Source organism: Brucella sp. NBRC 113783, assembly GCF_040372265.1.
Classification (GTDB): Bacteria; Pseudomonadota; Alphaproteobacteria; order Rhizobiales; family Rhizobiaceae; genus Brucella; species Brucella teleogrylli.
The window spans coordinates 662106-676634 of the sequence record NZ_BAABRX010000001.1 but is presented as its reverse complement, the minus strand read 5'-3'; the positions used below and the strand labels follow the sequence as shown (position 1 = coordinate 676634).

The window sequence follows — 14529 nt, the reverse complement described above, 5'->3', positions numbered from 1 at the left end:
TACCAAACAAGTTTTTATGCCTATTTTTATGCGGAGCAACCAAAAATCACGTTGCTAACGTGTTTTCGCATTTCTCATTGCCGCCATGTTGCCCCATTGTGTGGTAGGGTTGCGCCGGAAATTGAAACACAGGCCCCGCCAGACACGTGAAGCAGAGGGTGGGAACCAGAAGGCCTTTCATGACGCGCAATATGCTTTATCCCGAGATTGAACCCTTCAAGGAAGAGATGCTGCAGGTGTCCCCGCTGCATCGCATCCATGTCGAGCAGTGCGGCAACCCGGACGGCAAGCCGGTGATCATGATTCATGGCGGCCCCGGCGGCGGCATCACGCCTGCCATGCGTCGCCTGCACGATCCCGAGCGTTATCGCATCATCCTGTTCGACCAGCGCGGTTGCGGTCGTTCCACGCCGCACGCCGAATTGCGTGAAAACACCACCTGGGATCTGGTCGCCGATATGGAGCATATCCGCGCCCATCTCGGCATCGACAAATGGCAGATTTTCGGCGGCTCCTGGGGTTCGACGCTCGGCCTCGCTTATGCTGAAACGCACCCGGAACGCGTGTCGGAAATGGTGCTGCGTGGCATCTTCATGCTGCGCCGGTTCGAAATCGACTGGACATATACCAACGGTGCCAGCATCATTTTTCCAGATCACTTCGAAGCCTTTCAGGAGCATATTCCCGAAGCCGAGCGCGGCGATATGATTGCCGCCTATTACAAGCGCCTGACGGACCGCGATCCGAAAGTTCAGCTGGAAGCCGCCCGTCGCTGGGCGCGCTGGGAAGGCTCAATCATTTCGCTTCTGCCGGACCCATCCCGCGTTGATGCCTTCGGCGCGGATGAATATGCAATCGCCTTTGCGCGCATCGAATGCCACTATTTCCAGAATCGCGGCTTCCTCGATTCCGACGACCAGCTTTTGCGCAATGTCGAACGCATCCGGCATATTCCGGGCGTCATCGTGCATGGCCGTTACGATATCTGCACGCCCTTCATCAATGCATGGCAGCTGAAGAAGCTGTGGCCAGAAGCCGACCTCAAGATCGTCGAGGATAGCGGCCACGCCGTGACCGAGCCGGGCATCGTTCATGAGCTGATCGAAGCGACGAAACGCTACGCCGCGTAACGACAGAAACAGAAAAGGCGCCATTTGGCGCCTTTTTTATTATCCACGAGCGATCACGTCCGTCCGCCGGGCGGTGTTGGTGTCGTCTCCGCGGGCTTTTCTGGCTCGCTGTCGAAGCTCTTGGCTATGTCCATGAAGCGGCGCATGAAGCGTTCCATATAGCTCATGGATTGTTCGAACTCCTGTTCGCTCGGCAGGCCCGAAGCGGTATTGCCGCCGCCCTTCTGATCGATGGCCGCCAGCCGGTCTTCCAGCACCTTCACGCGGCCCTGCAAATCCGCCAGATCATTCTCATAAGCCTCGCGGTCTTCCGTGGCCATCTTGCAGATCATCTGGCCCTGCGACTGTTCGGTGCAAACCGAAATCGCGCCGGTCTTGCTATCAAGGCGCACATAGCCGGTTTCGGTCTGTTCCAGACGATAGCGGCCATTTTCCTGCGCCACCGCTCCGGATGCGGCCAGAACCGGCGCGACCAGAGCCACCGCCGCCAGACCGCGCATGACGGGACGTGCGGCGAAAAAGGTGTTTTTGTTCGACATAATCCGATCTCCCTTTGGCTTCCTGTCATCATATGGGAGCTTTGCGACGAAAATCGAACATCACGGTCTTTGATTTTCTGACAATTTCGGTCTAGAGGACAGCCATGACCAAGATCATCTACAAGATCGCCCCGCGCGAACTCTGGGCGCAAGCGGAAAAGGCGGGAAGCTTTTCGGGTGCACCGGTTGATATTGCCGATGGCTATATCCATTTCTCTACTGCAACACAGGTGCGCGAAACCGCTGCGAAGCATTTCGCGAACCAGAACAACTTGGTTCTTGTGAGCGTGGACGCGACCCGTCTTGGTGAAGACCTTAAATATGAGGCCTCGCGCGGTGGTGCGCTTTTCCCTCATCTCTATGCGGACCTGCCGCTTGATGCGGTCGTGGCTGTCGAGCCCTTGCTGCTCGACGACAATGGACTTCATATTTTCCCGGAGCTGAAAGACGAATGAGCGGACTTTTTGAAACTCTCGGCCGACGCGCCCTCTTCTCTTTCGACGCAGAACAGGCGCATGGCCTGTCCATTGCCGGGCTGAAGACCGGGCTCGTAAGCTGCAGCGCACCGAGCGACCCCGCTTTGTCGGTCAAGGTTGCGGGATTGCAGTTTCCCAATCCGCTCGGCATGGCCGCTGGCTATGACAAGAATGCCGAAGTGCCGGATGCGCTTTTGAAGCTCGGCTTCGGCTTCACCGAAATCGGCACCATCACGCCGCGCCCGCAAAGCGGCAATCCGCGTCCGCGCATTTTCCGTCTTGTGGATGACAGGGCCGTCATCAATCGCCTCGGTTTCAATAATGAAGGCCACGAGGCGGCTTTCAAGCGCCTGTCGCAGCGCGCAGGCAAGAGCGGCATTGTCGGCGTCAATATTGGTGCCAACAAGGATGCGGAAGATCGCATCGCCGATTACGTGGCGGGCATTCGCCGGTTCTACCAGCTGGCGCGCTATTTCACCGTCAATATTTCCTCGCCCAACACGCCGGGCCTGCGCAATCTCCAGGCGCGCGACAGTCTGCGCGAGCTTCTGAGCCGTGTGCTGGAAGCGCGCAACGAGGAAGGCAGCATGTGCACGCTGAAGCGTCCGGTGTTCCTCAAGATCGCGCCTGATCTGGCCGATGAGGAACTGGACGACATTGCCGTCGAGGCCACCGAGCAGAAACTGGACGGCATCATCGTTTCCAATACCACCCTGTCGCGTACCGGGCTGAAAAGTGCTGAAAACCGCGACGAAACCGGCGGGCTTTCCGGCGCACCGCTGTTCGAACGGTCCACCGTGGTTCTTGCCCGCATGCGCGAGCGTGTGGGGCCTGACATGCCGCTGATCGGCGTTGGGGGTATCGATAGCGCCGAAACCGCCCTGACCAAGATCAAGGCTGGGGCTGATCTGGTACAGCTTTATACGGGCCTCATCTATCGCGGCCCCGGCCTGCCAAGCGACATTCTGCGCGGGCTTTCGGCAGCGGTTAAACGCGAAGGCGTTGCCAATATTGCCGAACTGCGCGACCGCGACACAAAAGACTGGGCAGCGCGTCCGTTGCCTGCGTGATTATTTCGTGAATTCCAGCCGATAGCGGCGTGGCAGCATCGCCAGAAGCGTGATGCCACGTATCGACAGAAACAGATTAAGCGCCAGCCAAAGCCCGTGATTGCCCATCGCGGGCTTTGCCGCGTAAAGCACGGCCATAAAGAAGGCCAGCGACAGAAACATCATATTGCGCATGTCGCGCGACCATGTGGCCCCGATATAGACACCGTCCATATGAAAGGCGAGCAGCCCGGTGATACCGGTGAGTGCCGCCCATGGCAGATATTTGAGCGCCTCGGCATGGACATCCTCGGCCTTGGACAAGAGGCTGATGATTGGATCTCCGAAAACCAAAAGCGCGAAGGCGATGATGCTGGCCATCACCAGCCCCCACACAAAGGTGAGCTTAGTGCCGCGCACAAAGGCCGGGCTGTAGCGCGCACCGATCGACCGCCCGACGATCTGTTCAGCGGCGGCGGCCATGCCGTCGAGGAAAAAGCCTGCCACGAGGAAGAAATTCATCAGCACGGCATTGGCTGCGAGCGTCACCGGCCCGAGATCGGAACCCGCACGTGTGAAGAAGGCGAAAGCGGTCAGAAGCAGGAAGGAGCGGATCATGATATCGCGATTGACCGCGAACATGCGCAGAATGCCTTCCTTCTGGAAAATGCGCTGGCGGCTCGGGCGCTTGGTCGCGTCCTTGCGGAAATGCCGGACCACCAGAAAGAGGCCGACTATCGCCGCGACGGTTTCGCCGGTGACCGTGGCCCAGGCAACGCCTGTCACGCCCCAGCCGAGTTCCAGACCGAGGATAATGCAGAGCACGATATTGATGCCGTTGAGCAGAACCTGAAGGCCGAGGCCAAGCAGGCCCTGTCCGCGTCCGAGAACCAGCCCCAGCACCGAATAATTGATGAGCGCCACCGGCGCGGCCAGCATGCGGATCGACACATAGGTCGCCATGGCCTCCTGTGTCGCGCTTGTCGGATGCATGAAGCTGGAGGCCGCGGCCAGAATGAGCGGCAGGCAGAGGATCATCAAGCCGCCCGCGATCACCGCGATAATGATGGCGCGCCAGAAGATTGCCTGTTCTTCGATGGCGTCTTCAGCACCCATGGCCTGCGCCACCAGACCGGTTGTGCCGGAGCGCAGGAAATTGAACATGGACAGCAGGAAATCGAACACCAGCGCGCCGATGGCCAGCCCGCCGATCAGTTCGGCCTTGCCCATCTGCCCGACCACGCCCATATCGACGAGCCCCAGCAGCGGCGTCGTGATGGCGGCAAGCGTCATGGGAATGGCGATCAGCATGACCATGCGATGCGTCACATCGAACGGCCTCGTAACGCTTCCAACGCGCTGCGACTGATCCATAACCACTATCCCCGAATTCACACCTGTAATTCGAGAACGTCTACTCTGGAATCGCTCGAAACTACAGAGAATTCGGCCCATAGATTGTCGCAGCCCCTGACAGCTTTATGTCAGGAGTTATAGAGATCAGAGGCCCAGCATCATTGCCCAATAGATGCGATTGGGTTTGTTTTCCGGCGTGGCCCAGGCCAGGCCATAATGGCTGAAGGTGGGATCGAGCATGTTTTTGCGATGGCCGGGCGACTTCATCCAGGCGTCGAACACGGCTTCGGTATTGGGCTGGCCGGAGGCGACATTTTCAGCCGCAGGACCGCGAATGCCCGCCTGACGCAACCGCGCGACAAAACCATTGCCCCAGCCGACGCTGTGGCCGATCTTGCCATAGCTTGCCATGCGCTTCGCCTGAAAAAGCGCGGCCTGTTCCAGCTTGGAATCGGTCGCCATGAGCGAGAGGCCGTTTGCCTTGCGGATGGTGTTGAACAGCGCGGTGGGATCACCCGCGCTCACCACATTCGTCGCTGCATCCGCTGCGCCGAACGGCAAGACGGAGAGCGAAACCGCGCCCCCGGCGAGAACCAGAAAGCCGCGCCGGGAAAGCATAAATCCTTGTTTTTGCTGCATCGTCCGAATGTATAACCCTGCTTCCAATATCTGCTATTTGCGATAGCTGAGGATACGGAGCAAAATAAAGGCAGGGATGACAACGGCTGCGCCCAAAATGAGATAATCCGCGAAACGGGCGACGGCGGAGAAGCCCATATTCCACAGGCGCAGGAAGAAATCGCGAATGCCCCAGAGAATATCGTAGGGCGTCCAGTGGAACGCGCTCATGACCACGCCAACCACCAGCGAAATCAGCACCAGCTTGACGATGATGCGTGCAGGCGTATCGCCAAGAAAACGGTTTACACCATCAGACATGCAAATCTCCTGCGTCTCAATTTTCCGCCATGCTGACAGATTCATCGCGCAAGACATAAGCGGAGATGATGACATCCGCAAGTTTTGAGCGTCTGCATCTATCTTTGCTTACGATAATCGCGTGGAGCCTTCTGCTTCTGGCGCGAGAAGGACCGGTTCATGCTGCGCGTATCGGTAAAGCCACTCGCGACGGCCACTTCCAGAAGCGATAATCCGGTCTCGGCCAGCAGTTCCTTTGCCTTCTTGACGCGCAGTTCTTCGCGCACTTCGAAGGCTGTGCGTTCCAGCGCCAGCCGGAAGCCGCGCTCCATCTGCCGCACCGAAATGCCGAGCCTGCGCGCCACATCGATCATGGGCACCGGGTCTTCCAGCGTTTCCTCGAAAATGCGGATGGCCTTGCGGATCATCGGCGAGCGCACGCCATTGAAACTAAGCGCTGGCTGTTCGGAGCGTACCAGCTCGTAAGGGATCATGAGGATCGATGCGCTTTTACGCGCCAGTTCCTCGGAAATTTCGTTCTGGATGATGGAAAGCGCCAGCGACGCTGCACCCAATCCACCCGCGCAGGTATAGTGCCGCCCGCTGCGGTGAAACAGGCTGGTCGTATCGGCGGTATAGCCGTCGAACAGATCGAGAAAATCGTCGCGGTGGAACCAGTTCACACAGCAATTGCGGTCTTCGAGCAAGCTGCCCTCGGCAAGCAGGAAAGCGGCGGTGCAAAGCCCCACCACGGTCTTGCCGCGTTTGTCGGCGCGCTTGATGAGATCGATCAATGCCTGCTGGCGCGGACGATACTGGGCAAGCACCCCACCAACGACCGCCACATAATCGCATTCGTCGAGTTCGCCGATGGGAGCTGTCGGCTCGATCACCATGCCGGAACTGGACGCAACCGGATCGCCCGACAGCGTGCAGATTTTCCAGGCGCAGCGGATCTGGCGGCTCTTGTCACGATCATCGGCAGCGAGGCGGAAGGGATCGAGAAACAGGCTGAGCGCCGTCAGCGTAAAACCCGGCAGCGCGACAATGCCAACCGACAGCCTGCGCGGCGACGCATCCGCCGGGGCATCCTGTTTTCGGCTTGTTTCCGGTCCTGTTCCGTTGGCCACGTTCGTCGCTTTCCTCCGCACTTCATCTATCTGCGCGGAGCAGGCTCATACAGTCAACGAAAATGCTTGGAAAGCTTCAACTGCTGCGCCTGATAATTGGAGCCGAGATCGGTGCCGTAAAGCGCCTTCGGACGGTGCAGCATATGCTCATAGACAAGGCGTCCGACGATCTGGCCATGTTCCAGAATGAAGGGCACTTCATGGCTGCGCACTTCGAGAACCGCGCGGCTGCCCGTGCCGCCAGCCGCACTGTGACCAAAGCCCGGATCGAAGAAGCCCGCATAGTGAACGCGGAACTCACCGACCAGCGGATCGAACGGCGTCATCTCTGCGGCGTAGAGCGGCGGCACATGCACGGCTTCTCGCGAGACGAGGATATAGAATTCATCCGGGTCAAGCACGAGTTCGCGTGCGCCGCGATCATAGATAGGCTCCCAGAAATCGAGCACATCATTGGCGGCGCGCTTGTCCACATCGACAACGCCCGTGTGATGTTTGCCGCGATAGCCGATCAACTTGTCCGGGCCGCCGGAAAGATCGACGGAAAGCGCAATGCCGCCGCCGGAGATGTTCGGCATTTCAGCGGCCACCAGCGTCTCGGAATTATGCAGCGCGGCGAGTTCCGCCTCATCGAGCTGGGCGCGGCCCTTGCGGAAACGGATCTGCGACAGGCGCGAGCCGGTGCGCGCAACAATGGGGAATGTGCGCGGGCTGACTTCCAGATAAAGCGGGCCGTTGTAACCGGCAGGCACCTTGTCGAATTCCTGCGCGCCATCGGCAATCACGCGGGTGAAGATGTCGAGACGGCCAGTCGAGCTTTTCGGATTGGCGGATGCCGACAGTTCGGGCGACAGCGCAAGGCTTTCCAAGAGCGGCACGATATAGACGCAGCCGGTTTCGAGAACCGCGCCTGCGGTCAGGTCGATCTCGTGCAGCTTGAGCCGTTCGAGCTTATCTATAACCGGTGTGCCGGGACCCGGCATGAAGGAGGCGCGAACGCGATAGGCCTTTGCGCCAAGGCGGAGATCGAGGCTCGCAGGCTGAATCTGGTCGGTATCCAGCGGGCGCGGCGAAGCCAGCAAACCGCTTTCGAACAGCGCAGCGATATCCGCATCCGCCAGAATTCCCGCATCTCTTAGCGCCATCGACCTCGTACTCCATAGTCTGAGCAATTCTTCAAAAGACCTTTGACCACTCGAAGGCCCAATGCCAACCCTTCACGCCCGGAGAAACGGGGTTTTCCGCAGGAATCGAACCCAATCGTGAGCCAACGAGGCAGGCTTTTCCTCAAAACTCGCTATCGTGGCATTGACGACCTTGCGCAACAGGCATATGGAAAATGTGTTCCGTGGTGATTTGGCCGGCCGGCTTGCAGCCACGTTAAAGAATTCGCTAAAAAGGGCCGCGGTTCGTTACCGGCCTTTTGGGCCGGTTTTTTATTGGCCGCCGAGATGCCACTAAACGCTTTTGGGCGTCCCGGCCGACCAGCTTTTGACAGGTTGGAAAAATGACGACTGAGACTACCCGCAAGTTCCGCCCCGCAACGCAGCTCGTGCACGCCGGTTCGCTCCGCTCCGGTTTCGCCGAAATGTCGGAAGCGATGTTCCTCACGCAGGGTTTCCTTTATCCCGATGCCGAAGCCGCCGAAGCGCGTTTCAAGGGCGAAAATCCGGGTTTCATCTATTCGCGATACGCCAACCCCACCACGGACATGTTCGAAAAGCGCATGTGCGCGCTGGAAGGCGCCGAGGAAGGCCGTGCCACGGCTTCCGGCATGGCTGCCGTCGCCGCTGCCATTCTGTGTCAGGTCAAGGCGGGTGATCATGTGATTTCCGCGCGCGCCGTGTTCGGCTCGTGTCGCTATATCGTCGAGACCCTGCTGCCGCGCTATGGTGTGGAAATCTCGATCATCGACGGCTCGGACATCGCCAACTGGAAAGCCGCTGTTCGTCCGAACACCAAGGTGATGTTCCTCGAAAGCCCGTCGAACCCTACGCTCGAAATCATCGATATCGCCGCCGTGGCCGAAGTGGCCAATGAAGCAGGCGCGAAGCTGATCGTGGACAATGTCTTTGCGACCCCGCTTTACCAGAAGCCGCTGGAGCTTGGCGCGCATATCGTCGTCTATTCGACCACCAAGCATATTGACGGTCAGGGCCGCTGCCTTGGCGGCATCGTGCTGTCCGACCGCGAATGGGTCGAAACCGAGCTTCAGGACTATTATCGCCATACCGGCCCCGGCATGAGCCCGTTCAATGCCTGGATTATGCTGAAGGGTCTGGAAACGCTGTCCGTGCGCGTGCGCCAGATGACGCAGTCGGCGGCTGCCGTTGCCGATGTTCTCGCAGGCAAGCCGGGCGTCAAGCGCGTCCTTTATCCGGGCCGCGCCGACCATCCGCAGGCAGATGTGATCGCCAAGCAGATGACTGGCGGTTCGACCCTGATCGCGCTCGAACTGGAAGGCGGCAAGGAAGCCGCGTTCAAATTCGAAAATGCGTTGCAGGTGTTCAGCATCTCCAACAATCTGGGCGACGCCAAGAGCCTGATCACCCATCCGGCCACCACGACGCACAAGAACCTGAGCGATGAGGCCAAGGCCGAGCTTGGCATTTCCGATGGCGTGCTGCGCATTTCGGTTGGCCTTGAAGATACCGACGATCTTCTGGAAGACGTCGAAGAGGCGCTGAAGGCAGCCGTTCGCTAAATAAAGAAAAGGATGATCCGGCCTGATTCCGTCAGGCCGGGTCATCCGTTTATTTTCTGCATTTTCTTGTGCCGAAGCATCTCCGGATCATGCAAAAGACGGTGTTTCGTCTTAAAAAATGTGACCTTTTCGCTGCAATCCACCACAAGAACGATCCGATTGCAGAAAACCGCCCGCTTTGGCCCTGTCGAGATTGCCGCGCCACGTTGACCTCCAACGCAACTTTGGCGATAGGTGGGCAACAGGCACATGACAAAGGCGGATGCGATGTACAGGGCGGTGACGCAGGGGATCGAAATAACGGTTGAGCCGTTTTATCTGGAAGACGAGTCGGCTCCCGAAGACAACCGCTATGTCTGGGGCTACCGCATCACCATTGCCAATAATTCCTCCGACACGGTGCAGCTGCGCTCGCGCTACTGGCAGATTACCGATGCCAATGGCCGCGTCGAGGAAGTGCGCGGGGCCGGTGTCGTCGGCGAACAGCCGGTGCTCGATCCGGGCGACTCGTTCCAATATTCATCCGGCTGTCCGCTGACCACATCATCCGGCGTCATGGTCGGGCGCTATCAGATGCAGAACCCGACGGGCAATACATTCGAAGTGGATATTCCGGCTTTCTCGCTGGATGTGCCGGAACAGCGCCGCACGCTGAATTAGAGCAGGAAACAAAAAAGGCGGTTCTTCTGAACCGCCTTTTTTGATTACTTGGCGAACTGCGCCGGATCAAACTCGTAATGCGTCGAGCAGAATTCGCAGGACACCGAAATCTTGCCGTTTTCGATGCTGTCCTGAATTTCCTCTGCCGAGAAGCCCGACAGGACGCCCTGGATTTTCTCCCGCGAGCAGGAGCATATATCCGCCACCTTGATGGCGTTGAAGACGCGCACGCCGCGCTCGTGGAACAGGCGATACAGCAGGCGTTCCGAGCCGACCTGCGGATCGGTCAGTTCCGAGCTTTCGATGGTGCCGAGCAGTGACCGCGCCTCATCCCAGGCATCATCCACCGGATGAAACACGGCTTCTTCCTCGTCACCGTCGCCGCCCGGCAGATCGGGAACACGCGCGCGCAATTCCGATTCCGGCAGGAACTGGATGATCAGACCGCCTGCGCGCCATTGCTCGACCGGCTTGCCATCGGCACCCCGTTCGACCAGCTTGGCGACGCTCAGCTTCAGATCGGTCGGGATCTGTTCAGACTGACGGAAATAGGTCGTGGCAATTTCCTCCAGCGTCGAGCCGTCCAGCGCCACAATACCCTGATAGCGCTGCATATAGGCGCCCTGATCCACCGTGAAGGCCAATGTGCCGCGACCGAGCAGCTCTTCAGGCTGCGTCTTGCCTGTGGCGATGGCGTCCTTCAGGCGATCCTCATCGAAACGCGCATAGCCGCGCACCGCATTGGGTGTGCTGAAATCCACCACCAGCATGTCCACCGGACCGTCGGACTGGGTCTGGAAGATGAACTTGCCTTCGAATTTGAGCGAAGTGCCGAGCAGAACGGTCAGAACCGTCGCCTCCGCCAGCAGGCGGGCCACTTCTTCCGGATATTCGTGGCGTTTCAGGATGGCGTCGATGCTCGTGCCAAGCTGAACCGCGCGACCGCGCACATCGAGCCCTTCCACCTGGAAAGGCACGACGGCGTCGTCGCCTGCAAAGCCGAAATCACCCAGATCGAGCTTGGGACCCGAATGGCCGTTTTCGGCTTCGATATAATCGTTGCTGGTATTCTCAGCCACAGAAAACTCCAATCACGCGCCTTGCAGGCACCAGGCCAGAATGGCCTTCTGGGCGTGGAGCCTGTTTTCGGCTTCGTCGAACACGACCGATTGCGGCCCGTCGATCACTTCGTTGGTCACTTCCTCCCCGCGATGTGCGGGCAGGCAATGCATGAAGAGCGCCTTCGGGTCGGCTTTCGCCATCAGCCGCGCATTGACCTGATAGGGCATGAACACATTATGTCCACGGGCACGGTCCTCCTGTCCCATCGAAACCCAGGTGTCGGTCACGATGCAATCCGCACCGCTTGCCGCTTTTTCCGGGTCTGTCGTGGACATGATGTCCGCACCGTTTGCCCTGGCCCAGTCAATGAAGTGCTGGTTTGGCTCGCTGCCTTCCGGCGTCGCGATATTGACGTTGAAGTCAAACCGCGCCGCGGCTTCCACAAGCGAATGCAGGACGTTGTTGCCGTCCCCCATCCAGGCAAAGGTCTTGCCTTTGATCGAGCCGCGATGTTCCTCATATGTAAGTACGTCGGCCATAATCTGACAAGGGTGGGTGTCGTCGGTCAAAGCGTTGATGACCGGAACGGTGGCATATTCGGCCAATTCGAGCATGCGGTCATGCGATGTGGTGCGGATCATGATCGCATCCACATAGCGCGACAGGACCTTTGCCGTATCAGCGATAGTCTCGCTGCGACCGAGCTGCATTTCCGAGCCGGTGAGCATCAGCGTTTCGCCGCCGAGCTGGCGCATGCCGACATCGAACGACACGCGCGTGCGGGTCGATGGCTTTTCGAAAATCATCGCCAGCACCTTGCCGGCATAGGGCTTTTCAATCTCGCCCGCCTTCAGCCGCGCCTTGCGCGCCTTGGCGTCTTCGAGGATGGAACGCAATTCGCTTCCTGAAACAGAAGACAGGTCGAGAAAGTGCTTGATACCGTTATCCTGAGCCATGATTACGCCGTCTTGCTGATCGGATTTACGACAGAAAGCCGTTCCACGGCTGTTTCGATGCGGTTCAGCGCTTCACGGGCTTCTTCCGGCGTCGTGACCAATGGCGGCAGCAGACGCACGACATTGTCGCCAGCGCCGACGCTGAGGAAATGCTCGTCGCGCAGCGCCTGAATGAGCGTGGTGTTCGGCACAACGCATTTGATGCCCATCAAAAGGCCGCGACCGCGCACCTCGGACACCACATTCGGGAACCGGTCGATGATCGACGCAAGGCCCTGCTTCATGACAAGCGCGGTGGCCTGAACATTTTCCAGAAAACCCTCTTCCAGAATGACGTCCAGCACGGCATTGCCGACCGCCATGGCCAGCGGATTGCCGCCATAGGTGGTGCCATGCACACCGGCAACCATGCCCTTGGCGGCTTCAGCCGTTGCAAGGCAGGCGCCAACCGGGAAACCACCGCCGATGCCCTTCGCCACAGCCATGATGTCCGGCGTGATGCCCGACCACTCATGGGCGAAAAGCTTGCCGGTACGACCAACGCCGGTCTGCACTTCATCGAGGATCAGGAGCAGGCCCTTTTCGTCGCAGATCTGACGGATAAGGCGCATGAATTCTTCCGGGAAGCCACGCAGACCGCCCTCGCCCTGAATGGGCTCAAGCAGGACAGCGGCGGTTTCATCGGTGATGGCGGCGCGAAGGGCCGCCTCGTCGCCGAACGGCACCTGATCGAAGCCTTCGACCTTCGGGCCGAAACCTTCGAGATACTTGGCCTGGCCACCGGCAGCGATGGTCGCAAGCGTGCGGCCATGGAACGCGCCTTCAAAGGTGACAATCCGGAAACGCTCCGGATGACCGTTGGCGAAATGATAGCGACGGGCGGTCTTGATCGCGCATTCCAGCGCTTCAGCACCGGAATTGGTGAAGAAGACCTTGTCGGCGAATGTGTTGTCGACCAGACGCTGGCCGAGCTTTTCCTGTCCGGGAACTTCATAAAGATTGGACAGGTGCCACAGCTTGTCTGCCTGATTTTTTAGGGCTTCGACCAGATGCGGATGGGAATGGCCAAGGGAGTTCACCGCAATGCCAGCCGCAAAATCGAGATAGCGCTCGCCGGTTTCGGTGATCAGCCAGATGCCCTCACCTCGCTCGAAGCGCAGAGCCGCACGATTATAGGTGTCGTAAAGCGGTTGCACGGTCGTAGCGTCGGTCATTGCAATCAGGCCTCCATAAGCCTTTCTAATGCTGCATATCCGCAGAAAGCGGACTGTCAGCCTTGCCATTTTGAGCGATATTCCGGCCCTCTCTCCGGCCAGTTATCACAGGATTTTGGCACGTCGATCATGCGCCCTTCGCATGACGAACCTGCCGAAATAAAAAGCCGCCCACCGGGCGGCATAATTATTCTGGGTGTATATTGGCGCTCGCGAAAAAAATGTCAATCAAACTAAGGCTCGATTATCGCGCTTCTTTACGCATGAGTTGATGCATTTTTTGCCCGTTGTACGGGCGTTGCCCGCACTTTTTCAGCGCGCATGCCGGACTTGTCGCCAACATTTCCGGAAGCGGGCTAGCGCTACCGACATCCCGCCTATATATAGAGCCCAGTTTCCACGGCGCGGCGCGTGCAGCGGCTTCTCTCTCAAAGGTGTTCAAAAATGCACCACGGGACCAAAGAAAAACCGTCTTTGCCACCCAAGTTGGGGAAAACCTTAAAAATGGAATCTGCCTGACAGGGCTATCCCTTGTCATGGAGTCATCCGGTATTGTAGTTTCTCTTTAAAGAAAAAAGCTACATTTCGTGCGGCGGACCTAGTCACCCGGATAGATATGGTGTTTGCGCCTGGAGCAATCCGGGAACACTGGTGGATTCCGGATAACGAAAATGATTGGAGCCCAGGGCGATGAACTGGACAGACGAACGCGTTGAACTACTGAAGAAACTGTGGAGCGAAGGCTTGAGCGCAAGCCAGATCGCAGCACAGCTTGGCGGTGTGAGCCGTAATGCAGTGATCGGCAAAGTGCACCGTCTGAAGCTTTCGGGTCGCGGTAAGACGACGACCGCTGCTCCGCGCAGCAAGAAAGTCAATACGGTTGCAGCAGCGCCGCGTCCTGTAACGCAGCATGCGGGCGGCAGCACGCATACGGCCCATACGACGACGATGCGCACGGCAACTGTCACCAAGACAGTGGGCGCAACGGCACTGCAGATGGAATATGCAGCCGAAGTGGTGACGGAAACCGTCGTCAAGCCGGCTTCGAATGTGGTGGTGCCGATCTCGCGCCGCCTCACTTTATTGCAGCTCTCCGAGCGTACCTGCAAGTGGCCGATCGGCGACCCGCTGAACGAAGATTTCCACTTCTGCGGCAGTGAATCGGGTGAATCCAGCCCTTATTGCAGCTACCACTCCCGCCTGGCTTTCCAGCCGACGGCAGAACGACGCCGGGCACGCTGATCTAAGGGAATAGGTGAGTAAGGGAATAGGGGAGTATGCTTGACGATATCGTCGGCAGCTCCCTTTTTCTTTGCCTGCCGCCCTATTCCTTCA

Annotated in this window: 15 protein-coding genes and 1 riboswitch; of the genes, 6 read left to right on the top strand and 9 right to left on the bottom strand. The window is 58.7% G+C overall.

Annotated features, from left to right (window positions below):
- The first annotated feature begins 179 nt into the window (after window positions 1–179).
- Window positions 180–1130 (top strand): prolyl aminopeptidase, encoded by a 951-nt coding sequence (gene pip / locus ABWW11_RS03085; RefSeq protein ID WP_109368354.1) that lies wholly within the window; start codon window positions 180–182, stop codon window positions 1128–1130.
- Between the two features lie 53 nt (window positions 1131–1183).
- Here pip and ABWW11_RS03080 read toward each other — a convergent pair whose 3' ends face one another.
- Window positions 1184–1669 (bottom strand): hypothetical protein, encoded by a 486-nt coding sequence (locus ABWW11_RS03080; protein ID WP_109368353.1) that lies wholly within the window; start codon window positions 1667–1669, stop codon window positions 1184–1186.
- A 104-nt stretch (window positions 1670–1773) separates the two neighbouring features.
- Here ABWW11_RS03080 and ABWW11_RS03075 point away from each other — a divergent pair, with 104 nt between their 5' ends.
- Both ABWW11_RS03075 and ABWW11_RS03070 read left to right on the top strand, forming a co-directional pair.
- Window positions 1774–2124: a DUF952 domain-containing protein gene (locus tag ABWW11_RS03075; RefSeq protein WP_109368352.1), complete on the top strand. Its 351-nt coding sequence runs from the start codon at window positions 1774–1776 to the stop codon at window positions 2122–2124.
- Window positions 2121–3215 carry a quinone-dependent dihydroorotate dehydrogenase gene (locus ABWW11_RS03070; protein WP_109368351.1) on the top strand — a complete coding sequence of 365 codons (1095 nt, stop codon included), beginning with the start codon at window positions 2121–2123 and terminating at the stop codon, window positions 3213–3215. The genes ABWW11_RS03075 and ABWW11_RS03070 overlap by 4 nt, the downstream gene beginning before the upstream one ends.
- On the opposite strand, the gene ABWW11_RS03065 is transcribed toward ABWW11_RS03070, so the two are convergent.
- The 5 genes from ABWW11_RS03065 to ABWW11_RS03045 form a co-directional block, all read right to left on the bottom strand.
- Complete coding sequence (locus ABWW11_RS03065; RefSeq protein ID WP_109368350.1) at window positions 3216–4568, bottom strand: MATE family efflux transporter; 1353 nt, start codon at window positions 4566–4568, stop codon at window positions 3216–3218. It lies immediately after the preceding gene.
- Between the two features lie 126 nt (window positions 4569–4694).
- A complete protein-coding gene (locus tag ABWW11_RS03060) occupies window positions 4695–5189 on the bottom strand; it encodes a CAP domain-containing protein (protein ID WP_109368349.1) in 495 nt (164 codons plus the stop codon).
- A 33-nt stretch (window positions 5190–5222) separates the two neighbouring features.
- Entirely contained in the window at window positions 5223–5489 is a 267-nt protein-coding gene (locus tag ABWW11_RS03055) for a DUF6460 domain-containing protein (RefSeq protein ID WP_078338112.1), read from the bottom strand.
- Window positions 5490–5587: 98 nt separating this feature from the next.
- Complete coding sequence (locus ABWW11_RS03050) at window positions 5588–6598, bottom strand: GlxA family transcriptional regulator (protein WP_109368348.1); 1011 nt, start codon at window positions 6596–6598, stop codon at window positions 5588–5590.
- A gap of 53 nt (window positions 6599–6651) precedes the next feature.
- Window positions 6652–7743: a 2'-deoxycytidine 5'-triphosphate deaminase gene (locus ABWW11_RS03045; RefSeq protein ID WP_121537244.1), complete on the bottom strand. Its 1092-nt coding sequence runs from the start codon at window positions 7741–7743 to the stop codon at window positions 6652–6654.
- Between the two features lie 193 nt (window positions 7744–7936).
- A riboswitch (SAM riboswitch) is annotated at window positions 7937–8016 on the top strand.
- 89 nt (window positions 8017–8105) lie between these two features.
- On the opposite strand from ABWW11_RS03045, the gene ABWW11_RS03040 reads away from it, so the two are divergent.
- Window positions 8106–9302: an O-succinylhomoserine sulfhydrylase gene (locus ABWW11_RS03040; protein ID WP_109368346.1), complete on the top strand. Its 1197-nt coding sequence runs from the start codon at window positions 8106–8108 to the stop codon at window positions 9300–9302.
- 267 nt (window positions 9303–9569) lie between these two features.
- On the top strand, window positions 9570–9962 hold the full coding sequence (apaG, locus tag ABWW11_RS03035) for a Co2+/Mg2+ efflux facilitator ApaG/CorD (protein ID WP_109370166.1): 393 nt from the start codon (window positions 9570–9572) through the stop codon (window positions 9960–9962).
- A gap of 44 nt (window positions 9963–10006) precedes the next feature.
- On the opposite strand, the gene ABWW11_RS03030 is transcribed toward apaG, so the two are convergent.
- The 3 genes from ABWW11_RS03030 to ABWW11_RS03020 are packed head-to-tail and all read right to left on the bottom strand — an operon-like array spanning window position 10007 to window position 13194.
- On the bottom strand, window positions 10007–11041 hold the full coding sequence (locus ABWW11_RS03030; protein ID WP_109370165.1) for an Hsp33 family molecular chaperone: 1035 nt from the start codon (window positions 11039–11041) through the stop codon (window positions 10007–10009).
- Between the two features lie 12 nt (window positions 11042–11053).
- On the bottom strand, window positions 11054–11980 hold the full coding sequence (argF, locus tag ABWW11_RS03025) for an ornithine carbamoyltransferase (RefSeq protein WP_109368345.1): 927 nt from the start codon (window positions 11978–11980) through the stop codon (window positions 11054–11056).
- Between the two features lie 2 nt (window positions 11981–11982).
- Window positions 11983–13194: an aspartate aminotransferase family protein gene (locus tag ABWW11_RS03020; RefSeq protein WP_109368344.1), complete on the bottom strand. Its 1212-nt coding sequence runs from the start codon at window positions 13192–13194 to the stop codon at window positions 11983–11985.
- 690 nt (window positions 13195–13884) lie between these two features.
- On the opposite strand from ABWW11_RS03020, the gene ABWW11_RS03015 reads away from it, so the two are divergent.
- Entirely contained in the window at window positions 13885–14436 is a 552-nt protein-coding gene (locus ABWW11_RS03015; RefSeq protein ID WP_109368343.1) for a GcrA family cell cycle regulator, read from the top strand.
- The last annotated feature ends 93 nt before the right edge of the window (window positions 14437–14529 follow it).